The organism is Devosia sp. LjRoot3 (genome assembly GCF_964252865.1).
In the GTDB taxonomy this organism is placed as follows: domain Bacteria; phylum Pseudomonadota; class Alphaproteobacteria; order Rhizobiales; family Devosiaceae; genus Devosia.
On sequence record NZ_CAXUPK020000006.1, the window covers coordinates 174602 to 199938 of the forward strand.

A 25337-nucleotide genomic window follows, 5' to 3' on the forward strand; every position below is an offset into this window, starting at 1 on the left:
GCGCCTCCCTCCCCCTTGCGGGGAGGGAATGAGGGTGGGGGTATTTTGGCAGTGCCAAGTCCATGCTAGGGAGCGGTCCGAACAGGACCGCTTCCGATGACCCTGCCTACCATTGTCAGTTTCTGGCACGGCCCTTTGAGCTGGCTCGAAATTCTCTGCATCACCTCCTTTGTCCGGCAGGGACACAAGGTGGAGGTCTATTCCTACGAGCCGATCACTGCCCTGCCCGCGGGCGCCGAATGGCGTGACGCTACAACTGTGCTGCCGCAGGAAAAGCTGGTCTTTTACAAGGGCCGCGGTACGCCCGGCGTCTTTTCCGACCATTTTCGCTACGCGGCACTGAAAGCCGGGCTCGGCGTCTATGCCGATCTCGACATGTATTGCCTGCGCCCCATGGAAGGCCCGTTCGACTATCTCATGGCCTGGGAACGGCCGGGCTCGGTCAATGGCGCCGTGCTCTATATGCCGCCCGATGCGCCGCTGCTGGCCGACCTGCTTTCTGTCTTTGAAGAGAAGAAGCGTCCGCTGCTCGAGCCGCACCTGCCGCCACTGCGGCGCTTCGAGGTCGCCATTCGCCGCCTCGTGGGCGACCGGGTAACGCCCGAACACATGCAATATGGCGCAACAGGGCCCATGGCCCTCACCCATTTTGTCGCGGAACATGGTCTCACCGCGCGGGTGCTACCCTCGGCAACCTTCTATCCCGTGCCCTATGAAGGCATTCCGGCACTGATGAAGTCGGGTTCGGACCTCGACGCGGCGATCAGGCCCGAAACCCTCGGCATCCATCTCTGGCGCAGCCAGCTCACCGACCGCGGCCGCGCCGGCCTGCCGCTGCCGGAAGCGGACAGTGCCTTGGCAAAGCTGTGCGCCCGCGAGGGACTTGATCCCGCGAAAGTTGCTTAGCGCCCTAAGCGCAGCTTTTTGAGCCACCACCGCTTCCAGCGGTGTTTTGCAAAGCGATAAAACAGATCATTGGTCATGACGTGGCGATAAAAGCGCGCATAGGCCACGGACTGGAAGGTATGCGCAAAGACGCTCCACGGCTTGGTATCGCCCGTATAGTGGACGATAGCCGGATCGAGCCCGTCATGGGCGTGACGCGCATCGATGGTGTTCCAGCGCCAGGGTAGCTGCAACCACTTGCCCCGAAAGATCAGGTTGAGCAGGTCCTGGTCATAATAGATCCGCTGCATGATCCCGGAGGCATAGGCCTCTTCCATGCGCCCCAAAATGTCGGCCTCGCGCCACTTGGCGATATCGATAAGCACCATGCCGGCATTGAAATAGGGATCGGCGGGATCAAAGATATCTCGGTTCTTTTTCAGGTCCCGCTGCCCGGTAATCAGCGCCCCAGCCGGGTCGCGTACCGCGGCAATGGCCTTGCCCTCAAGGTCGAGATCAAAAAGACAAAAAATATCGTCGCGCACCAGCATGTCGCAATCGAGATAAAGGATGCGCTCGACATCGGGGCCAACCAGACGGTCGATCATCAGCCGCGCATAGACGATATTTGAGAGACGCTTGTTCTCCGGCATGCGGCCGGCGATGTCGCGGAACATGTCGGACTGGTCGAGATCGTACCAGCGCAGCTCGACCGGAAACTCTTCCACGATCTTTTCGAGATCGGCCCTGTGCTCGGGCGCCAGCGTCCGGTGGCAGAGGTGAAAGACCAGGTCTTCGCGCCTATGCGTGAAGAGGCAGACCGAGCGCATGGTGGCAAAGGCCGGCGCCCAGAAATTGTCATCGAAAGTCAGGCAGACATGCATTTTCATGGGTCAGCGCGCCAGCCGCAGCTTCTTGAGCCAGTATCGCTTCCAGCGGTGCCGCATGAAGCGATAGAAGAGGTCATTGGTCATGACGTGCCGATACCAGCGCGAATAGGCCGACGAGCGCAGCATGCCGGCGAACAGCCCCCAGGGTTTTGTTTCACGCGTATAGTGCAGGATGTGCGCATTGAGCGCCTCATGGGCGAGATGTGCGTCAATGGTGTTCCAGCGCCAGGGCAGAGCCTGCCAGCGGTTGCGGAAGACCAGATTGAGCACGTCCTGATCGTAATAGAGCCGTTCGATCCAACCCTTGCCCGCAATCACGGCGACTTCGGCCTTGACGTTGAGCTCGCGCCATTTGGGCAGGTCGACCAGCAGCATGCCGGAATTGAAATAGGAATCGGCCGTGTCGAAAATCCCGACATTTTGGCGCATGTCGCGCCGGCCCATGATGAAGGGCTGCAACGAATCCTGCACCGCGCCCAGCGGATGCCCGCCCAGGTCCAGCTCATAGAGTTTTTCGATCGGCGCACGCACCAGCATGTCGCAATCAAGATAGATGATGCGCTCGATATCGGTGGGCAGGATGTCGGCCATCAGCAGCCGGGCATAGACGATCTTTGGCCAACGGCTGCTGGCCGGCAGTTCGGCAACAAAGAAGTCGAAGAGTTCGGATTTTTCCAGCGGATACCAGCGCAGGCTCGCGCCGAATTCGCGCACTATGCCTTCGATGTCATAGCGATGCTCATCCGATATCGGCATGTGCAGCAGATGAAAAACCAGATCCTTGCGCCGATGGGTGGAGAGGCACACCGAGCGCATCACCGTATAGGCGGGCGCCCAGAAATTGTCGTCGAAGGCGAGGACGATGTGGATGGGTGCGCTCATTCCGCTCTCAAACTCAAGATCGAGAGTTTCTCATAAAGGCTCGGCGCACAAAGGGAAGAGGGTTTGGGTTATCCCGCTAATCCCCGCCCCCTCGGGCGGGTGGAAAATAGGGCAATCTCTCAACAAGGATTGCCAGACATGGACGACACCCCCCGCCTCAGCCTGCCGCAGATCATTTCCGGACAGGCGCTGAAACACATCACTCACAACGAAGCCCTGATGCGGCTCGATGCGCTGGTGCAGGCCAGCGTCGAAGCGAGCACGGTCACGACACCGCCCACCACCCCGCTCGAAGGCGAAGCCTGGATCGTTCCAGTTTCGGCCACCGGCGCCTGGGCCGGACATAGCGAGGAAATCGCCGCCTTCCAGGCCGGCGCCTGGACATTTTACGACCCCGCGCCCGGCTGGCAGGTTTTCGACAAGGCCAGCGGAACGCTCTGCATCTTTTCCGGCACCGGCTGGATTGCCGTGGCTGCCACCGGCGCCGGCCTGCCGCAGTTCGGGATCAATGCCGATGCCGATACCACCAATCGCCTGTCGGTCGCGGCCGATGCGACGCTCTTCACCCATGATGGGGCCGGACACCAGCTAAAACTCAACAAGGCGACAGCAAGCGACACGGCCAGCCTGCTCTTTCAGAGCAATTGGTCGGGCCGTGCTGAAATGGGCCTGCTCGCCGACAATGCCTGGCGCCTCAAAATCAGCGCCGATGGCAGCAGCTGGAGCAATGCGCTGGTCGTGGCCAGCGATGGCAGCGCCAGCTTTGCCGGCGCGGTAAAGCCAGCCACCGACAATGCGCAGACCCTCGGCGCCAGCGGCGCGCGCTGGAGCGCGGTCTGGTCCGCCACCGGCACGATCCAGACGTCCGACATGCGCCTCAAAACCGATATTTTGTCGACCGACCTTGGCCTTGATTTCATCCTGGCCCTGAACCCGGTGCGCTATCGCTGGCGCGACAATGCCTTGGACGAGCGCGTGCATTATGGCCTTATCGCGCAAGAGGTGCTCGCCACCGCCCAGGCCCATGGCGCACCAAATTTCGGCGGCCATGTGCTGGTCGACGATGACGACGCCGACAGCCAGCAGGCCCTACGCTATTCGAGCTTCATTTCTCCGCTCATCGCAGCCGTCCAGGCGCTGGCGGAGCGCGTCAAAAAACTGGAATCAGGTCTTTAGGCCCCTAATCAAGGCCTTGATTGTCTTGCGATAGTCGGCCAGTTCCTCGGCCGGCGCCAGGGCGGCGCGATCAAAAAGCGCGTCGAGGAGCTGGGCGAGCGGCAGGACCGGCAGGTCGCGGATCGCGCCTGCCGCCACCGCGGCCGCAACGCCCTCCACCAAGGTCTTGAGCCCGAAGCGGGAATTGATGGCCTCGAGCCTTTCCCGCGCGATCACGGCCGGCGCTTCGATGAGAAGAATGCGCCGACGGCCGGGATCCTGCATGGCCGCGAGATAGGCGTCGCCCCCCTCGATCAGCGCCCGGACCGGGCCCGGCTCATCCTCTGCCTCGGCCGCCGCATTGATGGCGAGCGCGAGAAGCGCGTGCTCTTCCTCGACCACCGCCTCGAACAGCGCCTGTTTGTCGGCAAAATGGTGGTAAAGTGCGCCGCGGGTCACCCCGGCTTCGGCCGCGATGGCGGGCGTATTGGTGGCGGCGTAGCCGTTTTCGGCAAATTGCCGCCTTGCCGCTGCGATCAGGGCGCGGCGGGTCGCGTCCCGCCGCTCCTCCTGTGTTCTGCGCTGCACTTGCATACATACACCATGTTTGTTATTGTTACGTACACACAGTATGTTTCTAAACTGTCGTTTTCGCAAGGAGAGACCGATGTTTTCAGCCTATTATCCGCTCCTGCAGGTCCGGGACGTTGCCGGCACAGCCGCATTTTACAAGGACCTCTTCGGCTTTACCGAGGTTTTCGCCAGTGATTGGTACATGCATCTGCGCGCGCCCAATGGCTCGCAAGAGCTCGCCATCATTGCCCATGACCATGACACCATCCCGCCTGAAGGCCGCAAGCCGACCAGCGGCCTGATCCTCAGTTTTGAAGTGGCGGATGCCGCCGCAGAGGCTCAACGCTTTGCCGGCAAGGGCATAAAAATCGCTCAGGAACTGCGCGACGAGGTTTTCGGCCAACGTCATTTCATTGCCAGCGATCCCAATGGGGTGCTGCTCGACGTGATCACGCCGATCGATCCGGACCCCACCTGGCTCGCCGCGCAGGGCGGTCAGTAATACCAGGTCAGCGCCGCGGCCGTGTCCGCATTGAAATGCAGCGTCACCGTCACGTCGTTGGTCGGGTCGGTGACGCCATCGGTAAATTGCCGCTGCAACAGGGTGATGGTCTCGGCTGCGGTGTCCGACCCTTTAAGAATATAGTCGTAGCAATCGATGCCTTCGCTGCGACCCTCGCCGATCTCGGTTTTTAGCGACCAGAGCGGGCGGCCATTGACGGCCGTGCCGTCGGCGCGATTGATGGCGCGCAGCGTCGGCACCCAGTCATAGCCCGTCTCGCAGATATAGCGGTTCTCTTCGAATGTTCCGTGGTCGGTAAAGATCACGTCGTAATCGGCGTCCCAGGCATTGCCGATCTCATAGGTCGCGCCCTCGTCTGTCACCTCGAGATAGATATCGGACCAGGAGCAGCTGCCCTCCTGTTCGATATAGCACCAGCGCTCGGCATTGCGCATCAGCGTGGCAATCTCGGTAATGGGAACCAGCTTGCCGACCTTCATCCGGTCCAGCACGTCCTCAGTTCCTGCATCGAAGGCCAGAGCAGGCGAAATCCCAATGAGACCAACAACAAGGCAAGCTAAGAGACGACGCATATTCTCCCTCCCAAGGGCTGTCCGCGCCGCACTCTAGGTCAAACGCGACGGGAGCGAAACCTCGGCTTGACATTTTTGTTATGTTATTACATTGCAGTCGATATTGCGACGAATGGAGATCTTTCATGCAGGATGTCATCATCATCGGCGGCAGCTTTGCCGGCCTCACCGCCGCCATGCAGCTTGGCCGCGCCCGTCGAAAGGTCACCGTGCTCGATACCGGCCTCAACCGGAATCGCTATGCCTCGCACGCACACAATATATTCGGGCACGACGGCACGCCGCCGGGCGACCTGCTGACAGCCGCCAGAGCCCAGGTCGCGCACTATCCGACCGTCAAGATGATCGAGGCGCGGGCCATCGGTGTTTCCGGCGAGCCGGACAATTTTGTCGTCACCACGGCGTCGGGCGACACGATTTCGGGCCGCAGGCTGATCCTGAGCTATGGCATCGTCGATGAATTCCCCGCCATTCCCGGCTTTGCCGAGAGCTGGGGCAAGACGGTCATCCATTGCCCTTTCTGCCACGGCTATGAAGTGGCAGGTACGCGCTGGGGCCTTCTCTATTCCTCGCCCATGTCGCTCCATGGACCAGTGCTTTATGCCAATTGGACCGATGACATCACGCTGATCCTCGATGGGCACGCGATCGTCGACGAGGAGCGCAGCAAGCTCGAAAAGCGCGGCGTTAGAATTGTCGACGGCAAGCCCTCAACCATTCATCACGATGCCGGACGCATTTTCGGCGTCACCATGCAGGACGGCGCGCGGATCGACCTCGAAGCCCTCTATGCGCATCCGCGCAATCGGCCTTCGGCGGACCTGCACCTGCAGCTTGGCCTCGACACCAAGGAGACGCCGACCGGCATCATGCTCGCGGTCGGGGACATGCAATTGACCTCCCGCCCCGGCATTTTTGCCGCCGGCGACCTGGTCACCGGCATGCATTCGGTCACCTTTGCCAACAATACCGGCTCGCTCGCCGCCATGGGCGCGCTGCAATCGATAATGGTTTGAGGTCTTTCGAGACCACCTGACTATCCCAACCACGGCGTCATTCCCGCGAAAGCGGGAATCCCCGTCTCGAAATGGAGATCCCCGCTTTCGCGGGGATGACACGGTGGGATTCGAAAGTACGGTTGGAACAAAGACGGGCAGCCCCAAGCAGGGCTGCCCCAAATCCCCTACCGCAACCAGCCCTGCGGGCGCGGATGCAGTTCCATCTGACCGCCCTTGGTCGCTTCATCGATCGCCGCAACCTCTTCCGGGCTCAGCTCGATATTGTCGATCACGCCCAGATTATCCTTGAGCTGGGCCAGGGTGCGCACGCCGATCAGCGCCGAGGTCACCTCCTTGCGCCGCAGCACCCAAGCGAGCGCCAATTGCACCAGCGACTGGCCGCGATTCCGCGCGATAACGCTGAGCTTGTCGACCGCTTCGAGCACGCGCGGCTCGATATGGCTGGCGCGCAGCGTGCCATTGGGATTGTCGCCACGGGAGCCATCCGCGTGGCCCGAGGAATATTTCCCCGAAAGCACGCCTTGGGCCAGGGGTGAAAAGGCAATGATGCCGATACCGAGATCGCCACAGGCATCGATCGTCTTGTCGTTCTCGATCCAGCGATTGAGCACGGAATAGCTCGGCTGGTGGATGGTCGTCGCCACGCCCATTTCCTTGAGAATTCGATGCGCTTCGCGCGTTTCCTTCTCGGGATAGGAGGAGATGCCGACATAGAGCGCCTTGCCCGAGCGCACCGCATGGGCCAGCGCGCCCATGGTTTCCTCGAGCGGCGTATCGGGATCAAACCGGTGCGAATAGAAGATGTCGACATAGTCGAGCCCCATGCGCTTCAGGCTCTGGTCGAGGCTGGCGAGCAGGTTTTTCCGGCTCCCCCATTCGCCATAGGGCCCCGGCCACATATTGTAGCCGGCCTTGGTGGAAACGATCATTTCGTCGCGATAGGGGCGGAAATCGCGGCCCAAAACCTGGCCGAACAGTTCTTCGGCCGAGCCGGCCGGCGGCCCGTAATTGTTGGCGAGATCGAAATGGGTGATGCCCTGGTCGAAGGCATAGCCCAGAATTTCCATGGCACCGGGATAGTCGCGCGTGCCGCCGAAGTTTTGCCAGAGGCCAAGGCTGAGCACGGGCAGTTTCAGGCCCGACTGCCCCGAACGGCGATAGTGCATGGTGTCATAGCGTGCGGGATCCGCGCGATAGGTCATGAAAAGTCCTCCCGATGTCTTGCTTGCGGCCGCCCGTGACGCCGGGCTCGGCCAGTGGTATGAGCGCGCCATGACCGCGCTCAATCCAAAATCCGCCGCCACTGTGCAACAGGACAATCATCCATACAAGGTGATGGCGATCTACAAATTCGCCTCCCTGCCCGATGCCGAAGCGCTGAAAACGCCGCTCGCCGCCTTTTGCTGCCACCGCGGCATCAAGGGCACGCTTATTCTGGCGCCCGAAGGCATTAATGGCACCGTGGCCGGCACGCCCGACGCGATCGACGCCCTGGCCGATTTTTTGTTTGTCTCCGGCCCCTTTGGCACCCGCCTTCTTGGCGCGGAAACCAAATATTCCTTCGCCGATGACGCCCCGTTCCTGCGCATGAAGGTGCGCCTAAAACCCGAAATCGTGACGCTGCGTGCGCCCGAGGCCGATCCATCCCAACAGGTCGGCACCTATGTCGAGGCCAAAGACTGGAACGCGCTCATCGACCGCAACGATGTCGTGTTGGTCGATACCCGCAATGACTATGAAGTCGGCCTCGGCACGTTTCAGCGCGCGCTCGACCCGAAAACCGCGAGCTTTGTCGAGTTCAAGGACTATGTGGCCAAAAACCTCGACCCCGCGCGGGACAAGAAGGTCGCCATGTTCTGCACCGGCGGCATCCGCTGCGAAAAGGCCTCTTCCTACCTGCTGAGCCAGGGTTTTGAGGAGGTGTTTCACCTCAAGGGCGGCATCCTCAAATATCTCGAAGTGACACCCAAGGAAGACAGCCGCTTTGCCGGCGAATGCTTTGTGTTCGACGAGCGCGTCTCGGTCGGCCACGGCCTTGAACTGGGCAATGCCACCCTCTGCCGCGCCTGCCGCCATCCGCTGACGGAAGCCGATCGCCAGCACAAGGACTTTGCCGAAGGCCTCTCCTGCCCCCACTGCATCGACGACACGGCCAAGCACGAAGCGGCCGCCGAACGCCAGAAGCAGATGGACCTCGCCAAAAAGCGCGGCACCGCGCATCTCGGCGACGCCGTCGCCGAAATCGCAGCCAAGGCCAAGGCCCGGAAGCAAGCTCTGGCCGAAGAGTCCCGGGCGCGCAATTCGGAAGACTGACGTCATCTGCGCCATTCAACGCATAGACATGTCCTATGCGAAAACCCATATTCCGGCTTATCGACCGCTCTTGCATAAGCCAATCCTATGGACCTCGACCAGCTTCGCACCTTTGACCGCATCGTTCGCGAGCAGAGTTTTACCAAGGCGGCGGCCTATCTGAACATCACCCAGGCCACCGCCTCGATGCGCATGCGGGCGCTGGAACAGCTTTTAGGCGTCACCCTTTTTGTTCGCGGGCGAACGGTCAGCCTCACCGACCAGGGCATGACCTTTTTGCCCTTTGCCCGCCGCATCATCGGCACCGCACAGGAGGCGCGCGAAGCCCTGCGTAGGGTCGAGCGCGGGCGCATCGCCATCGCTTCGCTCCGCAGTCTCGTCTCCCCGCTCATCACCGAAAGCCTCCTGCGCTTTCAGGAAAAGTACCCGGCCGTCGACGTGGTGGTGAACGAAGGTCGGCAGGCCCAGATCGCCGAAATGCTGCATGAGCGCGAATCCGAACTGGGCATCCTCTGCTGGCCCAATCTCGAACCACTCGCCGTCGATCTCGTGCCGCTTCTCACCATGCGCGAGCGTGTGCCGCTGGTGATCTCGGCCGACAAGGCGGCAAAACTCAGCGCCACCCCGGAGATCGAAGAGGTGCTTGCCTTGGTGCCGCGCGCCATTTCGCTGATCTGGTGGCAGGTGGCTCCTGAAGCCTCCACCGCCCTGACCCGGCGCGCACCCACCAGCGTCGAACTCCCCACGGGCCCCGCGCGGCGTCTCGCCATCAAGGGCGAAGGCATCGGCTTTTTCGTCAATTCCGCCGTGGCCGACGACATCGCCGCCGGGCGCCTCGTCGAAATCCAGCCGATCGATATCGAACCTCTCCATCGCGACACCGCCATGGTGGTGCGCTCGCTGGCAGCGCTCGAGCGGCCCATGCTGGTCGATTTCATCCGCGAAATTGCCGTGGAATGCGCGCGGGTGGGCACAATCCTCGATAGCCGACTAGAAGACCTGCTTGCTGCCGCCTAATCTCCCGCCAAGAGGAGATATTATGCCCACATACGACTTCATTATCGCCGGTGGCGGCTCGGCTGCCTCCGTCACGGCCTGGCGCTTGGTGAAAGAATTCGGCTTTTCGGTGCTGATGCTCGAGCGCGGTCGCGCCCGCACTAACCGCATCATGGCCATGCCCGCTGGCTATATGAAATATCTGGGCCAGGACACGTTCCTTGAAATGCACAAGACCGTGCCCCAGCCCCAGCTTGGCGGCCGCGCGCCCATCGTGCCTGTCGCAAAAGTTCTCGGCGGCGGCTCCTCGGTCAATGCCATGGTCTATATGCGCGGCCAGAGGGAAGACTATGACGGCTGGGCCCAAAGCCTCGGCAATGACCCGAGCTGGTCCTATGACGCCATATTGCCCCACTTCAAGGCCGTCGAAGACAATGCGCGCCTCCATGACGGCTTCCACGGCAGCGGCGGGCCCCTCCGTGTTTCCGATCCCGGCTATGCGACGCAAACGACGCACGATTTCATCGCCGCGGCACAGGCGCTCGGCCACAAGGCCAATCCCGATTTCAATGGCGCCACCCAATTCGGCGTCGGCATCATGCAGCACACCTATGGGCAATGGGGTCGCTACAAGGAACGCTCGGACGCGGTAAAAGCCTTCCTCGATCCGCTGAAATCCGACGGCAAGCTGACGATCATTTCCGGCGCCCGCGTCGATCGCATTCTGGTCGAAAACGGCCGCGCTAATGGCGTCGCCTATACCAAGGATGGCGAGAGCCACACTGTTCGCGCCGAGCGCGAAGTGCTCGTCGGCGCCGGCACGTACAACAGCGCAAAACTGATGATGCTCTCGGGCATCGGCCCCGCCGATCACCTGCGCCAGCACGGCATCGACGTCGTCGCCGACATTGCCGGCGTCGGCCAGAACCTGCAGGACCATCATGAGGTCCCGGTCATCGCCACGACCAAGGGCAAGTCCGGCTACTTTGGGCAGGACCGCGGCTGGAACATGATCCGCAACGGGCTGCAATATATCCTGACCAATTCCGGCCCCGTCACCACCACCGGCATCGAAGCCTGCATGTTCTTCGATCCCGATGGCGGCAGCCGCCCGACGATCCAGCTCTATTGCGCGCCCATCGTCTATCTCGACCGCGACGTCTCGGCGGCAAAGCCCACCTATGGCGTCACTTTTACGTCCTGCCTCTTGCGCCCCAAGGCCCGCGGCAGCGTCACCCTGCGCTCGGCCAATCCAGAGGACCAGCCGGTAGTCGATTGCAATTTCTTCGGTGACCCCGACGACTTGCGCCTCACCATCGCGGCGCTGCACGAGGCACGAAAACTGCTGAAGTCAGCACCCCTAGCGGACAAGATCGACACCGAACTGCTACCCGGCCAGGCCGTGATGGACGATCCCGAAGCGCTCAACCGCTATTGCGGGCAAACAGTGAAGACCAACTACCACCCCGTCGGAACGCTGCGCATGGGCCGCGACGATGATCCGACGGCCGCGGTCGATGCCGAACTAAAGGTCCGCGGCATTGACGGCCTGCGCGTGATCGACTGCTCGATCATGCCGCAGATTGTTTCCGGCAACACCAATGCTCCGGCCATGGCGATCGGCTCGAAGGCGGCGAGTCTGGTCGCGGGGGCTTAGCCCCCGCGTACGCCGCTGGCGCATCTCGCCCACCGCGTCATTCCCGCGAAAGCGGGAATCTCTACCTGGGCGCGCACCACGGAGAGGGATTCCCGCTTTCGCGGGAATGACGCCGCGTGTGGGGCGAGACGCTAAGCACTCCCGATCAGCACGCCGGCCGCAAACACCAGCGCGCCGCCCAGAACCACCTGCATCACCGCCCGCCAGAACGGGGTCTGCATGTAACGCTTCTGGATGAAGGCGATGGCCCAGAGTTCAAGCAGAACCACGAGGCCGGCAATAAAGGTCGCCGTCCAGAAATCATGGATGAGATAGGGCAGCGCGTGCCCGAGCCCGCCCACTGCCGTCATGATCCCCGCGGCAAGGCCACGCTTGATCGGCGAACCACGGCCCGTCAGCTTGCCATCGTCGGAAGCGGCCTCCGTAAAGCCCATGGAAATGCCGGCGCCCACTGCGGCAGCAAGACCAACCAAAAAAGTCTGGTGCGTATCGCCCGTCGCAAAGGCCGCCGCAAAGACCGGCGCCAGCGTCGACACCGAACCGTCCATCAGCCCGGCGAGGCCCGGCTGCACATAGGTAAGAAGGAACTGGCGATGCGCCTCGTCCTTCTCCGTGTCGTGGCCGGCGTCGCCCAACAGCTTTTCGTCGAGCTTTGTCGCCGATGCCGCATGGCCGCGCTCGGCCCGGGCGAGATCGCCGAGGAGCTTGCGGATGCCCACGTCATTGGCTTGCTTGGCCGCCTCAAGATAAAAGTGGTAGGCGCTCTCCTCCATTTCCCAGACCTGCTGGCGCGCCTGTTCGAGCGTCAATGTCTTGAGCAGCCAAACAGGCTTGCGATTGAGGAAGCCGCGCACATGCTCGCGGCGAATGGGCACCAGGCGTTTCCCAAAACGGTCGACATAGATATCGAGCAACCGCCGGCGATGATCGTCTTCCTCGGCCGCCATGGCTTCGAGCAGCGCGGCCGTGCCGGGATAGGTCTCGCCCAGCCGCGTTGCCAGTTCGGAATAGATGCGGCCATCCTCTTCCTCTGCGGCGATGGCGAGAGACAGGATTTCACGTTCCGAAAGCGTTGCGAAGGCGCGTCTATTGTCCGGCCAGAGGGTAAACATGTCCGCCTCATAGATTAGAATGATTCCAAACATTGTTTAGAACCGTTCTAATGTCTATGCAAGAGGCATTCGGCCCTGCGACGTTAACGCTCTTTCCCGCTTTGTGGCCTCTGCCATTGTGACGGGGGCAGCGCATTCCCATCTGCTTTCGCTCAAACGGGAAAAAACATGTCCAGCGACAAGCCAGATCACGCCACACTCGAAGCCCAGCGACGGCGCTCGAATGTCTATGCGTTCCGCCGGCTGAAATGGGGTGCGCCCGAGAAGCTGAGGTCAAGCGCGTCGCGGACAAAGGTAAAAATGCCGCTGCCCCTCGCAAGACCGAGCAATGGAAGGACGCTCAATGTCGCCCTCCTCGTCGCCGTGGGTTTTGCCTGCGGCGTGATCGCTGTGGCGGCGCTGGGTTAACCGGGCATCTGCGTAACCCGAACCCCCTCCCCATCCCTCCCCGCAAGGGGGAGGGTGTTGGGCCGGTGGCTAGCGCATATCCAGCCAAATACTCGATGCAGCACCTCCCCCTTGACGGGGGAGGTTGGGAGGGGGTGTCGGCAATCTCAGAAGACGGGCCAAAGCCTATCAATGTCCGAGGAACCTTTCCATCCGGAACGGCTTTACATCAATCGCCGTCGCTTCCCCGGTCATCATCTGCGCCAACAGCTCGCCCGTCGCCGGCCCCAGCGTAAAGCCGTGATGGGCATGGCCGATACCGGCATAGAGCCCCTCATGACTTGGCGCCTTGGAAATGATCGGCATCATATCCGGCGTACAGGGTCGCGCCCCCTTCCACGGCTGCGGATCGACGCGTTCGCCCAGCGGAAAGACTTCCTTGGCCGCCTGCTCGGCCTTGCCCAGCTGCACCGGGGTCGGCGCCGCGTCGCGCAGGTTGAACTCCGCGCCCGTCGTCAGGCGAATACCGCGCGCCATGGGCGCCAGCACATAGCCAACCTCGGCATCGAGCAGCAGGTGATTGAGCGCCGCGCCCTCGGCCGGTTTGTAGTGCATGTGATAGCCACGCTTGACGAAAAGCGGCAGGCGATAGCCCAATTTGTCGAGCACTTCCGGCGCCCAGGGCCCGAGCGCGATGACGGCCTGCTTTGCCGTATGCAGCGTGCCGCCGACCCGTGTCTGCCAAGTGCCCCCATCCTGCGTCAGCCCCGAAGCCTCGCCGGACACAAAAGTGCCGCCCAGTTTTTCGAAAAGCTTGAAATATTCCGTCACGAGCCCGCCGGGATCCGTGACGGTCCAGGGATCGGTCCAGTGAATGCCACCGGCCAGCCCGCCGATCAGGCTCGGCTCCAGCGCCTTCAAACCGGCCCAATCCACCACCTCGTGGTGAATGTTGAAGCGCTTCCGGTCTTCCTCCGCCTTGGCGGCTTCGCGCTGCAGCTTTTCGAGCGTGCGGAAAACCAGGTACCAGCCCTTTTTCGAGATCAGCTTTTCCGCATCCGGCCCGGCCTCGGCGATCAATTCCGCATGGGTATCGATCGAGCGGGCAATCAGCGGCGCATAGTTTTCGACCACCTGCCGATAGTGGTCCGGCGAAGAAGCCCACCAATATTTCAGCAATGGCGGTGCAATGCGCGGCAGGGCCAGCGGCTCATAGCGCGCAGCAGTGGACAGATGCAGCCCCACCTGCATCAGCGTATGGAGATCACGCGGAAAAGCGTGCGGCCGCACCCCTTCGCGCTGAATAATACCGGCATTGCCATAGGAGGTTTCGCGGCCGGGCTGGTTCTTGTCGACCAGGGTCACGCTGCGCCCGCGCTTCAAGAGATGGATCCCGGTAGAAATGCCGACAATGCCGGCTCCAAGGATCAGGACGTCTTGCATATTCGCCTCCTTGACGAATTTCCGGTCCCCGCCCGCCTAGCCGGCGTTTGGCGGGGACTGGAACAGATAGCCTCTGGCGCTGGCAGGCACTTCCTCGGCCAACCAGTCGCGAAACAGTTTTAGTTTTTTGGACTCTCGGCGCCCCTTGGCGGTCGCGAGATAGTAGCCATGCCCGCCCTGAACCGGCTTTTCGAAGGGCCGCACCAGCCGCCCGTCGCAGACCGCATCGGCGCTCATCATGTCGGCAGCGAGCAGAATCCCCTGGCCGGAAATGGCGGCGTCAAAAGCCAGCGACGCGTCGGAATAGACCGGGCCCGACAGTTTTAGTTTCGGATCGAACCCAGCCGCCCCGAGCCAGAGCGGCCAATCGAGCATGCTTGTCTGGTCGGCGATCACGGGAATTTTTCCGAGGTCGGACATATCGGGATAGCGCCGCAAGAATTCGGGCGCGCAGACGGGCTGGAAATCCTGCCCGCCGATCAGGCTGACGGAGACGGCAGGCCAATTGCCATCGCCAAAGCGAATACCGCAATCAAGGTCCGGCCGCGTCAGGTCGAGCATGGCGCCGGTCACGGTCAGACGCACCTCCAGCCCCGGATGGCGCGAAGAGAATTTGTTGACCCGCCAGATCAGCCAGCGCGAAGCAAAGACGCTGCCTACCGTGACATTGAGTACGCCCTCATGCGCGCCGGTCAGCGTCGCCAGCCCATCGCGCAGCGAGGCAAAACCGGCCGAGAGCTGCGGCAGGATGTCGATCAGCTCCGGCACGGGTTTCAGGCCCTGCGGGGTACGCGAAAAGAGCTCCATGCCCAGCCGCTCCTCGGCCCGCCGCAGGTGCTGGCTGACCGCGCCGACGGTGACACCCAATTCCTCGGCAGCCGGGGCCAGTGCACCGGCCCGCGCCACGATCTCGATCGCCCGAAGGGCATTGAGCGGAATTGGAAAAGGGCTGCTCATATAGATTTTCTATACTGAGGTAAAAACCTTGTCCATTGCGGCGAAGGGGTCTCGGGCGCAGGATGAAGACACTTCAACACCACCCCGCAACGTTAGCGAACAGGAGACAACCATGTCCCGCCTGAACGACCTTTTGCGCCTTGTCATTGCCTGGCTCAATGCGCCCGCCGTGCCAGCACTGGTGGAACCGGAAATGAGTTCGAAGGATTGGGCTGACCTGCCCCCGCACCATCCCAAGGCCGACTGCACGCCGTGCTGAGGCCATAATCGGCCTGACAATGGCGGGGAATGTTTTCCGAGCATGGAGTGCCGACATGCCCCGCTTCGCCCTAGCCTTTTCTGTCCTTGCCCTGACCATCGCCGCCCCCCTGGCGCAGGAGGCCGCACCGGCACCTACTGCCACCCCGACCATAACGGTCGATCCGAGTGCAGTCGTTGATGCCATGCCCAAGCAGGGCCAGCTTCTTACCGGTCTCTACGCCACTCAGGCGACGATTGAACTGTGCAACATCACTGTCGCCGAGCCGGGCGTCACCGCCATGAACGCGCATCGCCGCCAGCTCGAAACCGATTTTCACCTCGAAGGCGAGTCTGCAGTGAAAGCCTATGAGACGGTAAAGGCCGATGTCGAAAAAGCCGGCGTCGATTGCGCCGAAGGCAGCGTCGACCGCCAGCAGACCGACGCCGTCATCGCCGTCTATTCCGGCACCTGATTTTACTCGCAGATCTGCGCCGTGCAGGTCTGCCCGTGGCAGCCGAGGTCGAGATGCAGGTGATCTTCATGATCTGCATTGGCCTCGGGCCCTAAGACAGTCGTGAACTTTCCACACGCCGCGCCATGTGACTGCCGGAGCAGCTTCGCCTCCGGCGTCGTCGCCGGCAGCCAGTTTTCCTTCACCGCAATGCTGCGCCCATCGGCCAGGGTAAAACCGACGATATCAACGGCATTGGCAAAGCCATGCTCCGAGGTGAACTGCTCCGCCCCACCGACACGGGGGCGGCACATATAGCTCGTGCCCGTCTGCAGCGCTGCGAGTTCGCTATCCAGCGCCGCCTTGGCATAGGCATCCACTTCCCCAGCCCAATCAACCATCGCCGTCGCCATCTCGCAATTGGTCTGGATCGGACTGGTCAGTTCCACAGTCTTCCCATTCAAATTCAGCGCCGTCACCTCGAGCGGCGATTGCACCGCGCAGACACCTTCAGCGATCGGCGCCAGCATTTTGGCCACCACCTTGCCTGAAATCACCGCCGGGCATGCCGTCTGGTAGATTCGGTCATCCACTACCTCGGCCGCAGGCGGCTCGGGCTCCGGCGCAGCCTCCTCCTCAACCGCCACTTCCGGCTCAGGCTCGTCGCCCAAACCCTCCGGCCGCGGTTTTGGCAGCGGTGGCGGCGTTTCGGCCTCTTCCTCTACCTCCATTGCCTTGGGCACAGGCTTCGTCGCCGGCGCCCTTTGGGGCACGAGATCTTCGACGAAATCCTCGAGGGGTTTGAAAAAATCCTGGGCCGGGACGGAGACCGGCAGGAGGATCAAAAGAGCGGCGAGGGTGCGAATGGGAAAAGTCATGCCCCTGCAAACGCGCTTTCGCATGCAAACGTTGCCGTTTACCGCGCGGAAACCATCTTTCTTGGAGTCCAGCCTTCTGCTATCAGCGCCCCATGACCACGCCGCTCAAGAATATCCGCAATTTCTCCATCGTCGCTCACATCGACCATGGCAAATCCACGCTCGCCGACCGCCTCATCCAGATGACCGGTGGCCTCGACCTGCGCGAGATGAAGGAACAGGTCCTCGACTCGATGGATATCGAGCGCGAGCGCGGCATCACCATCAAGGCGCAGACCGTGCGCCTCAACTACAAGGCGAAAGATGGCGAGGACTATGTCCTCAACCTCATCGACACGCCCGGCCACGTCGACTTCGCCTATGAAGTTTCCCGTTCCATGGCCGCCGTCGAAGGTTCGCTCCTCGTCGTTGACGCCTCCCAGGGCGTCGAGGCGCAGACCCTCGCCAATGTCTATCATGCGCTCGACGCGAACCACGAAATCGTCCCCGTCCTCAACAAGGTCGACCTGCCCGCAGCCGACATTCCGCGCGTAAAGCAGCAGATCGAGGACGTCATCGGCATCGATGCTTCCGACGCCGTCGAAATCTCGGCCAAGACCGGCCTCAATATCGAGTCCGTGCTCGAAGCCATCGTCACGCGCCTCCCCGCCCCCAAGGGCGACATCAATGCGCCGCTAAAAGCCCTGCTCGTCGATTCCTGGTACGATACGTATCTGGGCGTCGTCGTTCTCGTCCGCATCATGGATGGCGTGATGAAGAAGGGCCAGCGAATCCGCATGATGGCCTCGGGCGCCGTTTACGAACTCGATCGCGTCGCCGTGCAGACCCCCAAACTGCTCGAGGTCAAGGAACTGACCCCCGGCGAACTCGGCGTCTTCACCGCCTCGATCAAGGAAGTGGCCGATACCAATGTCGGCGATACCATCACCGATGATCGCAAGCCGACCGAAAACCCGCTGCCCGACTTCCGTCCGGCCCAGCCGGTGGTGTTCTGCGGCCTCTTCCCGGTCGATGCCTCGGATTTTGACGAGCTGCGCGCCGCCATGGGCAAGCTGCGCCTCAACGACGCCAGCTTCTCCTTTGAAATGGAAACCTCCGCCGCGCTCGGCTTTGGTTTCCGCTGCGGCTTTTTGGGCCTGCTGCATCTCGAAATCATCCAGGAGCGCCTCTCCCGCGAGTTCGATCTCGATCTCATCGCCACCGCTCCTTCGGTGGTCTACGAGGTCCAGATGACCAATGGCGAGACGATCATGCTGCACAATCCGGCCGACCTGCCGGATGTGATGAAGATCGAGGAAATCCGCGAGCCCTGGATCAAGGCGACGATTCTGACGCCCGACGAATATCTCGGCGCGATCCTGAAACTCTGCCAGGACCGCCGCGGCATCCAGAACAATCTGAGCTATGTCGGCAATCGCGCCATGGTCGAATATGACCTGCCGCTCAACGAAGTGGTCTTTGACTTCTACGATCGCCTGAAGTCGATCTCGAAGGGCTATGCGAGTTTCGACTATCACCTCGATACCCATCGCGAGGGCGATCTGGTGAAGCTGTCGATTCTCGTCAATGCCGAGCCGGTCGACGCGCTCTCCATGCTGGTGCACCGCTCCGTTGCCGAATCGCGCGGCCGTTTGATGTGCGAAAAGCTCAAGGAGCTGATCCCGCCGCATCTGTTCGTCATTCCGATCCAGGCCGCCATCGGCGGCAAGATCATCGCGCGTGAGACTGTGCGCGCCATGCGAAAAGATGTCACCGCGAAGTGCTATGGCGGCGACGCGACGCGTAAGCGAAAACTCTTGGACAAGCAGAAAAAGGGCAAGGCCAAGATGCGTCAGTACGGCAACGTCAACATCCCGCAGGAAGCGTTCATCAAGGCGCTGAAGATGGGCGATGAGTGAGTTTTCAGGCTCATTCCATTCTCTGACTGTCACCCCGGCGAAAGCCGGGGCCCATCCTGAGGTGCTAGTCTCGCTATTCCGATTCTGACCTGTCCAGGCTGTCGAACAGATCAGGCGTGTCTTCGTCTCGCTTTCGAGACAGCCCGCGGCCAACAGTGAAGCACGGGTGCTTCACCTGCCTCAGCCCGTCACCGCCCTCAAAGAATGCAGCACCTGAATTCGGCATCCTAATGCGAATGATTGGCTTGCCGCATATCGGGCACGACAGGCTATACGATCGCAGCTTCCGCTGCGATCGGTCTTCCCGAAATACCGTCGTTTCGCTGACTCGGATAGCACGCCCGCCTACAAATCGTGGATGTGCCTTTCTCGTGTGAAAGTTCCCTGCCATGGCACATCCCGCCTTTAGCCATTCGCTTTCGGCCAGACGGCTCGAAGCGTCAGTGGCCGATAAGGCCGCCAGTCCTTAGCCTTGGCCTCGTATGCCAAACGGATCTTTGTGCTCTCGGAAAGGAGGTCGGCCCGCTGCGGCCCATCACGATCCGCAAGTTGATAGATGCGATCCATCAAGCCCGGCTTCTGCGTCTGGTTATGCAGAGGCGCCAATGGGTCCGTGGCTCTCCGCAGTGCCTCCAACCTATCGAGGTTGAGTGCCAATCCTTCAACGGCCGCGCCATCCATGATCCACGCCAGAGCGTCATTGGATAGTTCCCTAATGTCGCCGCCACCGCCCACAGAGCCGTGATCACCGGGAAACCAGATTTGCTGGTACTTCCCGCTGTCGCCCGCTGCCGCGTTCAAGATGTCTAGATTGTCCCAGAGTGATGGCTCGAAGCTGAGCCGGCGTTCGTCAGTCGCCACGGCGTGCCGTGCGGCTCTTACCGTGCTGCTGAGCTGGTGATCGTGGAACTCGTACTTCTTTGTCGGGAAGAACGTATTGATAAGCAGGTGCTTGGGCACCCCAAGCGCTCCCACCGTATCCCAAACGCCGACATAGCGAATGGTCAACATTTTCGCAGACGAGACGACATCCGGCAGAGCTCCATGATCGAGACGCCATTGCCTATCAAGCTCCTTGAGGATCACGCCCGGCGACCAAAGCATCCGGCGCCTCTGCGCCTCGTCGCTATCGGGCTTCGTGGCCGCGTCTTTGTAGAACTCGACGATCTCGCGGATTTGTCCGGCCTGCGACCGAGGTGCGATACCGCACTTCCGAATTAGACCCGCAAGGGACCGGGCGGTGTAAGCTCCACGCGAGAACCCGAAAATATAGACCTCGTCGCCTGGCTCATAGTTGAAGATCAAGAACCGGTAGGCGGCTTCGATCTTCTCAAGCAAACCCCAGCCAAACGCGCCTTGCAAAAGCTTGATAAATTCCGGGCCATCCGTGCCGACGCCTTCGTCGTAGTACGTGATCTGCTGGATGCCTGCTGCATCAACGGGCAATACAAGCTGCGCGCCAACCAAAACATTGGTTGGGTGCTCCGCAGACATTCGGTTCCAAGTTCCGTCGCAAAATATAGCGATCCGCTTCATTAATGCGTCCTCACGCCAATGGGTATGTCGGGATACTCTTTCGCCTGCCGCAACTTGGCCTGCATGTACTCTTGGTAGTCGTCTCCCTCATCCGCCTCGGCGCGTAGCCTTTTGATCTGCAGATACTTAGGAGTTTTTGGTGTCTCGACCATCTGGTTCCTTCGCAACCCCCTTGAAGGGGCCGTCCGACTGTTTCACTTCCATGAAGTGACCTGTGCGCTCATCGCGCTTTTGGTAATTCCCATCCGGACGCTGAAACTGCGTGCGTCCAGTCACTGAGCCACGGCGAAAATCGTTGCCGGTGTTCTTTGCCATTCTGTTCCCCGATCAATTCGAGCGTAATTGCTCTCGGCGGTCTCATCGCAGCGCGATGCGGGCTTGCGGCGCAATGCGTTTTGAGCGATTCTGACCGTCTCAAAACTATATGGGTCTAATTTGTGTACCCGTCAAGATACTATGCTGGTGATCCACAATGACCGAACGAGAAGACCGCTCCTGGGGACAGGCGAAGCGTTTTGAATTCCTGGAATGGAGGCTGTTTTGGGTTGGACGGCTCAACCGCCGAGATTTGGAACAGCAGTTCGGCATTTCCACGCCGCAAGCTTCTATTGACCTGCGTAACTACCAAGAAGCTGCCGAAGGCAACTTGGCGTATGACGCGACCCTAAAGGCCTACGTGAGGGGCCCGCGCTTTGCGCCTCACTTTTTGCGCGTATCCGGTGAGCGATATCTGCTTCAGATGCGAGCTTTGCACATGGGCGCAATAGATCTCGCGGATACTTGGTTTTCAGAAACACCGAGCACAGATACGATGCCTCAATTGTCAAGAAAAATGAAGGATGAAGACCTAAGAACGGTCGTCTCTGCTATATCAGACAAAACAGATCTAAAAATAAATTACAGATCATTTAGCGGCTCAAGAGTCCGGAATATTGCGCCCCACTGCTTGGCTTATGACGGCCACCGATGGCACATTAGGGCTTGGTGCCACGAGCATAAAGAATTCCGGGATTTTCTGCTTACTCGCATCTCTGAACCACTGATCGGGCAACGTAGCTTGGCGGACGCGAGCGCAGACCTAGTGTGGCATCGAAGTGCGACTCTAGTAATCTGCCCGCACCCAGATCTCTCAGAAGAACAGAGAGAAACAATAGAGCTAGATTTCGGGATGATCGGGGGGAAGGTTGAAATCAAAATGCGATTGGCGCTAGCCTTCTATTTCATAGCCCGGAATGATTTGGACAAGCCCCACGCTGACCCCCTACGCCAACAGATCGTGCTCCAAAATATTGACGACGTGAATGATGCAGTCAAAAAAGCTGCGGATGAATCAAAGACATTAGCCACCTGGACGGAGCCAGCCAACTAATCCCCGCCCCCTGGCCTTGCATTATGCTTTCCTATCCGGCACCCGCCGAATAGGAGACTTTGATGCCACTCGCCCCGACAATCTCGCACTTCCTCGCCGAGCGCCACGAATCCCTCTGGCTGCAACTTTCCGCCCTGCACAAGGACATTTGCACCATCGCCGCCAAAAAACCGGAAGCGCCGGTGGGAAATACCGAGCGGGCCACGGTGGAAGGGTTGATCAGCGATTGCAGGCCGTTTCTCAAGAAGCCGGCCGATCGGCTGCCGGTTGCCGCGCAAAACTTTGCCGGGCTCGCGGTGCAGTTGGGTCAGGTGCTGGCCATGCTGGAGGATTTTGAGAATCGCCATGCCTTTTGGGATGGCAAGGCGGGTTGTCGGTGCTGGCGCGTTGCCGGTGCGGCCCTGCCGGTGGCCCGGCTGCGCCAGGCGGTGCCGCCCTTCGAGCTCAAGACGTCCAAGGGACGCGATATGCGCGAGGCGCTGGCAAAGCTGATGGATGCCAAGGAAAGCCGTGTTTATGAGGCGGGTTTTGCCGCCGGGCGCGCAGCGCGGTTGGGGCCGCCTGATATCGACCAGGACCTTTTCTGAAAAAACTTATCCCCGCCCCCGGGGCGCGGACATAAATTGGCGCCATCACCTCGCGCGGGCAGGTCTGCATGCGAACTGAGCGGGGTGTGCCGGTCGCGGTCCCGTTCGCATGGGAAAGCGGGTTCGGGCATCGGTCCCTCGCGACGAGCGATCAAGAGGCGCTGTGGATGCTGTCCAAAAACCCGGCCCCCGGGGTGGCTTTTGCCCCGTATGAAATAGTCCCAAGGAGCAAATGCCACCTCGGGGTCTGCCTACTTTTGGAATTGAACCGGAGGCGGTGACGCCGGCCGGGGTTTGGGCTTGGGCTGAAAACTCCCCAACCACTCGGTGTCACCCCGGCGCAGGCCGGGGTCCATCTTGAGATGATGGCGTGTGGCACTTTTCGGGGATGGGTCCCGGCCTACGCCGGGATGACATCCAGTGGGTGAGGTGACGTAGAACCCAAAAAAAGCACCCCTCCCCACACGAAGCGGGAAGGGGCAAAAACCCTAAAAGCCCAAAAATTAGTTAGGCAGGGCGAAGGCCATCACATAGTCACCCTTGTCTGCCGAATAGGGCGCGCCGCCGACGGAAATGACCACATATTGCTTGCCCGTTTCGGGGGAAACATAGGTCATGGGCGTAGCGCTCGAGCCGACCGGGAGCGGGTACTTCCACACTTCGTTGCCGTTTTCGGCGTCGTAGGCGCGGATGTAATAGTCCTGGTAGCCGGCAAAGAAGACGAGGCCACCGGCTGTGGCCGAGGTGCCGGCATAGGTCGGCAGGCCCATGGGCATGGGGAGCTTGGTCTTGATACCCAGCGGCCCGAGCTGTTCGGCGGTACCGGCGGGCACCTGCCAGGCGATCTGGCGGGTGTTCATGTCGATAGCGGTGACAGTGCCGAAGGGCGGGTTGACGCAGGGCACGCCGAGCGGGGAGACCCACATTTCGGTGGCCATGCCATAGGGCGTGCCATGCTGGGGCGAGGGGCCGTGGCCCGAACCGTCGGCATGGACGCTCTTGGCGAAGGCTTCATAGTCGTCGCGGGGCACGAGGGCGAACTTGCTGGGGGCCCGCACGTCGTTGAGGAAGATGCGGTTATTGGGCACGTCGACCGAGACCGAACCCCAGTTGAGGCCGCCGATATTGCCCGGCTGCTGGATGACATAGTCGAGCCCGATGGGGGTGAAGTCACCCTCGTAGCGCAGTTCCTTGAAGGCGATGCGGCACATGAGCTGGTCGAACATGGTCAGCCCCCACATCTTGGCTTCGGTCAGGTGTTCCGCCCCGATCGTGGGCATGCCGACCGAATAGGGCTGGGTGGGGGAGAGATATTCTTCCGGCACATGCCCGGTCTGGGGCACGGGCTTTTCCTCGACATCGGCCAGCGGCTCGCCGGTCGCGCGATCGAGAAGGAAGAGCTGCCCGCGCTTGGTGGTCTGCAGGACGGCTGCAACCGTGCCGCCATTGCCATCGGGCAGATCGAGCAGGGCCGGTTGGCTCGGCAGGTCATAGTCCCAGATGTCGTGGTGCACGGTCTGGAACTTCCAGCGCTCCCGCCCGGTATTGATGTCGAGCGCCACAAGGCTGGCATTGTATTCGTCCGCAAAGGGCGGGCGATTGCCACCAAAGTAGTCGGGCGTGGAGTTGCCGAGCGGGGCATAGATCAGGCCCAGCTCGTCGTCATAGGCGGCCGTGGTCCACATATTGGGCGTGCCACGGGTATAGGTTTCGCCCGGCGGGGGCAGTTTTGTGATGGCCTTGTTGCCAAGGTCCCAGGCCCAGTCGAGTTCGCCGGTGACAGCGTTGAAGGCGCGAATGACGCCGGAGGGTTCGCCCACCATCTGGTTGTCGACCACCCAGCCGCCGACGACGATCTTGTCGCGGGCGACAAGCGGGGCAGAGGTCTGGAAGTAGAAGCCGGGGATGACTTCGCCCATGTTTTCGCCGAGCGACACGAGGCCATTGGTGCCGAAATCGGGGCAGAGCTGGCCGGTCTTGGCGTCGATGGCGAAGAGGCGCGCGTCCACGGTGGTCATGATCAGACGCGTGTTGCAGAGCTGGCCATCGACCTGCTGGTCGGCGGGCAGTTCAAAGTAACCGAGGCCACGGCAGCGTTGCCAGAAGGGAGCGCTGGCCTTGGGGTCGAATTTCCAGACTTCCTCGCCGCTATCGCCATTAAGGGCGATGACGACGTTGGTGGTGGTGCAGGAATAGACGAGATCGTCGATTTGCAGCGGCGTGTTCTGGTCAAAACCGATATCGCCGCGACCGGTGCGATAGGTCCAGGCGACATCCAGGTCTTTCACGTTATCGCGGTTGATCTGGTCGAATGGTGAGTAGCGCAGGCCAGCGGTCGTGCGGCCATAGGAGGTCCAATTGGCCGGAGTGTTGTCGCCAGCCGCCAGCTGGTAGGCCGGAATATCGGCCGATGGGCGAATGACGCTTTGCGGCTGGAAAGCGAACGCAAAACCAACGGCAAAAAGCACGGCGGCAAGAGCCGCACCGCCATAATAGACGCCGCTTTTCGCGGGCTTTGCAACGGCCGGCGTGAAGAGAAGGGCAAAACCGGCCAAAGCCAGCGGCGCCATAAGGCGGGCAAAGAGCGGCCAGAATGCAAAGCCGGCTTCCCAGATCGCCCAGGGCACGGTCAGAACGGCAACGAGAAGGACAAGCTGTCCGCCAAGGGCCTTGTCGCGCAGCATCAGCACAGCCGCGACGAGATAGACCAGACCAACAATGGCGTAATAGGCCGAACCTCCGAGAGTAATCAGCCATAGGCCACCACCCGCCAGCCCCACGCCGATCAGCGCGAGGACAATGGCGTATAACCGCGCCAGCAGTTTCATGAATCACCTGTTCTCAAAAATTGACGGCCGAGAGTGACGCTGGGCCGAAAAGGCCTATGCCGCCCCGTCGGATCAGCTTAGCGCCGCCCCGGCCTGACGTATAGGTCAAGACATAAACATGGGTCGCATGCGCTCTGAAACAGTGCCTTGTCAAGTTTTGCGTGCCGGGAGGGAAAGCCCCCTTG

The 25337-nt window shown here is 61.2% G+C and carries 25 protein-coding genes; 13 read left to right on the forward strand and 12 right to left on the reverse strand.

Annotated elements, in window-relative coordinates; translation table 11 throughout:
• The first annotated feature begins 96 nt into the window (after nucleotides 1–96).
• Nucleotides 97–906, forward strand: a complete 810-nt coding sequence (locus ACSQ2A_RS20485; protein ID WP_436073728.1) for a hypothetical protein — start codon at nucleotides 97–99, stop codon at nucleotides 904–906.
• On the opposite strand, the gene ACSQ2A_RS20490 is transcribed toward ACSQ2A_RS20485, so the two are convergent.
• Nucleotides 903–1775, reverse strand: a complete 873-nt coding sequence (locus tag ACSQ2A_RS20490; protein WP_436073729.1) for a glycosyltransferase family 8 protein — start codon at nucleotides 1773–1775, stop codon at nucleotides 903–905. The genes ACSQ2A_RS20485 and ACSQ2A_RS20490 overlap by 4 nt on opposite strands.
• Before the next feature lie 3 nt (nucleotides 1776–1778).
• Entirely contained in the window at nucleotides 1779–2657 is an 879-nt protein-coding gene (locus tag ACSQ2A_RS20495; RefSeq protein WP_436073730.1) for a glycosyltransferase family 8 protein, read from the reverse strand.
• Nucleotides 2658–2795: 138 nt separating this feature from the next.
• Here ACSQ2A_RS20495 and ACSQ2A_RS20500 point away from each other — a divergent pair, with 138 nt between their 5' ends.
• Complete coding sequence (locus tag ACSQ2A_RS20500) at nucleotides 2796–3833, forward strand: DUF2793 domain-containing protein (protein WP_436073731.1); 1038 nt, start codon at nucleotides 2796–2798, stop codon at nucleotides 3831–3833.
• Here the strand turns inward: ACSQ2A_RS20500 and ACSQ2A_RS20505 are convergent.
• Complete coding sequence (locus tag ACSQ2A_RS20505; protein WP_436073732.1) at nucleotides 3822–4406, reverse strand: helix-turn-helix domain-containing protein; 585 nt, start codon at nucleotides 4404–4406, stop codon at nucleotides 3822–3824. The genes ACSQ2A_RS20500 and ACSQ2A_RS20505 overlap by 12 nt on opposite strands.
• 73 nt (nucleotides 4407–4479) lie before the next feature.
• On the opposite strand from ACSQ2A_RS20505, the gene ACSQ2A_RS20510 reads away from it, so the two are divergent.
• On the forward strand, nucleotides 4480–4887 hold the full coding sequence (locus tag ACSQ2A_RS20510; protein ID WP_436073733.1) for a VOC family protein: 408 nt from the start codon (nucleotides 4480–4482) through the stop codon (nucleotides 4885–4887).
• Here ACSQ2A_RS20510 and ACSQ2A_RS20515 read toward each other — a convergent pair.
• Entirely contained in the window at nucleotides 4881–5480 is a 600-nt protein-coding gene (locus ACSQ2A_RS20515) for a hypothetical protein (protein ID WP_436073734.1), read from the reverse strand. The two genes, ACSQ2A_RS20510 and ACSQ2A_RS20515, sit on opposite strands and share 7 nt — an antisense overlap.
• Nucleotides 5481–5605: 125 nt before the next feature.
• On the opposite strand from ACSQ2A_RS20515, the gene ACSQ2A_RS20520 reads away from it, so the two are divergent.
• Entirely contained in the window at nucleotides 5606–6496 is an 891-nt protein-coding gene (locus ACSQ2A_RS20520) for an NAD(P)/FAD-dependent oxidoreductase (RefSeq protein WP_436073735.1), read from the forward strand.
• Nucleotides 6497–6663: 167 nt separating this feature from the next.
• Here the strand turns inward: ACSQ2A_RS20520 and ACSQ2A_RS20525 are convergent, their stop codons facing one another.
• Entirely contained in the window at nucleotides 6664–7701 is a 1038-nt protein-coding gene (locus tag ACSQ2A_RS20525; RefSeq protein ID WP_295413866.1) for an aldo/keto reductase, read from the reverse strand.
• A 70-nt stretch (nucleotides 7702–7771) separates the two neighbouring features.
• On the opposite strand from ACSQ2A_RS20525, the gene trhO reads away from it, so the two are divergent.
• From trhO to ACSQ2A_RS20540, 3 genes are all read left to right on the forward strand, one after another.
• A complete protein-coding gene (gene trhO, locus ACSQ2A_RS20530) occupies nucleotides 7772–8812 on the forward strand; it encodes an oxygen-dependent tRNA uridine(34) hydroxylase TrhO (RefSeq protein ID WP_436073772.1) in 1041 nt (346 codons plus the stop codon).
• Between the two features lie 87 nt (nucleotides 8813–8899).
• Nucleotides 8900–9829, forward strand: a complete 930-nt coding sequence (locus ACSQ2A_RS20535; RefSeq protein WP_295413864.1) for a LysR family transcriptional regulator — start codon at nucleotides 8900–8902, stop codon at nucleotides 9827–9829.
• Between the two features lie 22 nt (nucleotides 9830–9851).
• Nucleotides 9852–11465 (forward strand): GMC family oxidoreductase, encoded by a 1614-nt coding sequence (locus ACSQ2A_RS20540; RefSeq protein WP_436073736.1) that lies wholly within the window; start codon nucleotides 9852–9854, stop codon nucleotides 11463–11465.
• Between the two features lie 131 nt (nucleotides 11466–11596).
• Here ACSQ2A_RS20540 and mbfA read toward each other — a convergent pair whose 3' ends face one another.
• Entirely contained in the window at nucleotides 11597–12577 is a 981-nt protein-coding gene (gene mbfA / locus ACSQ2A_RS20545) for an iron exporter MbfA (protein WP_436073737.1), read from the reverse strand.
• Between the two features lie 168 nt (nucleotides 12578–12745).
• Between mbfA and ACSQ2A_RS20550 the strand changes: the two genes are divergently transcribed.
• Nucleotides 12746–12985 (forward strand): hypothetical protein, encoded by a 240-nt coding sequence (locus ACSQ2A_RS20550; RefSeq protein ID WP_436073738.1) that lies wholly within the window; start codon nucleotides 12746–12748, stop codon nucleotides 12983–12985.
• Nucleotides 12986–13153: 168 nt separating this feature from the next.
• Here ACSQ2A_RS20550 and ACSQ2A_RS20555 read toward each other — a convergent pair whose 3' ends face one another.
• Nucleotides 13154–14407, reverse strand: a complete 1254-nt coding sequence (locus ACSQ2A_RS20555; RefSeq protein ID WP_436073739.1) for an NAD(P)/FAD-dependent oxidoreductase — start codon at nucleotides 14405–14407, stop codon at nucleotides 13154–13156.
• A gap of 36 nt (nucleotides 14408–14443) precedes the next feature.
• Nucleotides 14444–15364, reverse strand: coding sequence for a LysR substrate-binding domain-containing protein (locus ACSQ2A_RS20560; RefSeq protein WP_436073740.1), 921 nt, complete (start codon nucleotides 15362–15364; stop codon nucleotides 14444–14446).
• Nucleotides 15365–15476: 112 nt separating this feature from the next.
• Between ACSQ2A_RS20560 and ACSQ2A_RS20565 the strand changes: the two genes are divergently transcribed.
• Together ACSQ2A_RS20565 and ACSQ2A_RS20570 are read left to right on the forward strand one after the other, a co-directional pair.
• On the forward strand, nucleotides 15477–15623 hold the full coding sequence (locus ACSQ2A_RS20565) for a hypothetical protein (protein WP_436073741.1): 147 nt from the start codon (nucleotides 15477–15479) through the stop codon (nucleotides 15621–15623).
• Between the two features lie 55 nt (nucleotides 15624–15678).
• Nucleotides 15679–16077 carry a hypothetical protein gene (locus ACSQ2A_RS20570; protein ID WP_436073742.1) on the forward strand — a complete coding sequence of 133 codons (399 nt, stop codon included), beginning with the start codon at nucleotides 15679–15681 and terminating at the stop codon, nucleotides 16075–16077.
• A 2-nt stretch (nucleotides 16078–16079) separates the two neighbouring features.
• On the opposite strand, the gene ACSQ2A_RS20575 is transcribed toward ACSQ2A_RS20570, so the two are convergent.
• On the reverse strand, nucleotides 16080–16934 hold the full coding sequence (locus ACSQ2A_RS20575) for an extensin-like domain-containing protein (RefSeq protein WP_436073743.1): 855 nt from the start codon (nucleotides 16932–16934) through the stop codon (nucleotides 16080–16082).
• Nucleotides 16935–17026: 92 nt separating this feature from the next.
• Between ACSQ2A_RS20575 and lepA the strand changes: the two genes are divergently transcribed.
• Nucleotides 17027–18832, forward strand: coding sequence for a translation elongation factor 4 (gene lepA, locus ACSQ2A_RS20580; protein WP_295413839.1), 1806 nt, complete (start codon nucleotides 17027–17029; stop codon nucleotides 18830–18832).
• 405 nt (nucleotides 18833–19237) lie between these two features.
• Here the strand turns inward: lepA and ACSQ2A_RS20585 are convergent, their stop codons facing one another.
• Together ACSQ2A_RS20585 and ACSQ2A_RS20590 are read right to left on the reverse strand one after the other, a co-directional pair.
• A complete protein-coding gene (locus tag ACSQ2A_RS20585; RefSeq protein WP_436073744.1) occupies nucleotides 19238–20368 on the reverse strand; it encodes a DUF2235 domain-containing protein in 1131 nt (376 codons plus the stop codon).
• Between the two features lie 126 nt (nucleotides 20369–20494).
• Nucleotides 20495–20683: a hypothetical protein gene (locus tag ACSQ2A_RS20590; RefSeq protein ID WP_084587478.1), complete on the reverse strand. Its 189-nt coding sequence runs from the start codon at nucleotides 20681–20683 to the stop codon at nucleotides 20495–20497.
• A gap of 157 nt (nucleotides 20684–20840) precedes the next feature.
• On the opposite strand from ACSQ2A_RS20590, the gene ACSQ2A_RS20595 reads away from it, so the two are divergent.
• Both ACSQ2A_RS20595 and ACSQ2A_RS20600 read left to right on the forward strand, forming a co-directional pair.
• Entirely contained in the window at nucleotides 20841–21737 is an 897-nt protein-coding gene (locus ACSQ2A_RS20595) for a WYL domain-containing protein (protein ID WP_436073745.1), read from the forward strand.
• A 62-nt stretch (nucleotides 21738–21799) separates the two neighbouring features.
• Nucleotides 21800–22324: a hypothetical protein gene (locus ACSQ2A_RS20600; protein ID WP_436073746.1), complete on the forward strand. Its 525-nt coding sequence runs from the start codon at nucleotides 21800–21802 to the stop codon at nucleotides 22322–22324.
• Between the two features lie 503 nt (nucleotides 22325–22827).
• On the opposite strand, the gene ACSQ2A_RS20605 is transcribed toward ACSQ2A_RS20600, so the two are convergent.
• The gene (locus ACSQ2A_RS20605) at nucleotides 22828–25152 is read right to left on the reverse strand and encodes a membrane-bound PQQ-dependent dehydrogenase, glucose/quinate/shikimate family (RefSeq protein ID WP_436073747.1); all 2325 of its coding nucleotides are present in this window, start codon (nucleotides 25150–25152) and stop codon (nucleotides 22828–22830) included.
• Nucleotides 25153–25337: the final 185 nt, after the last annotated feature.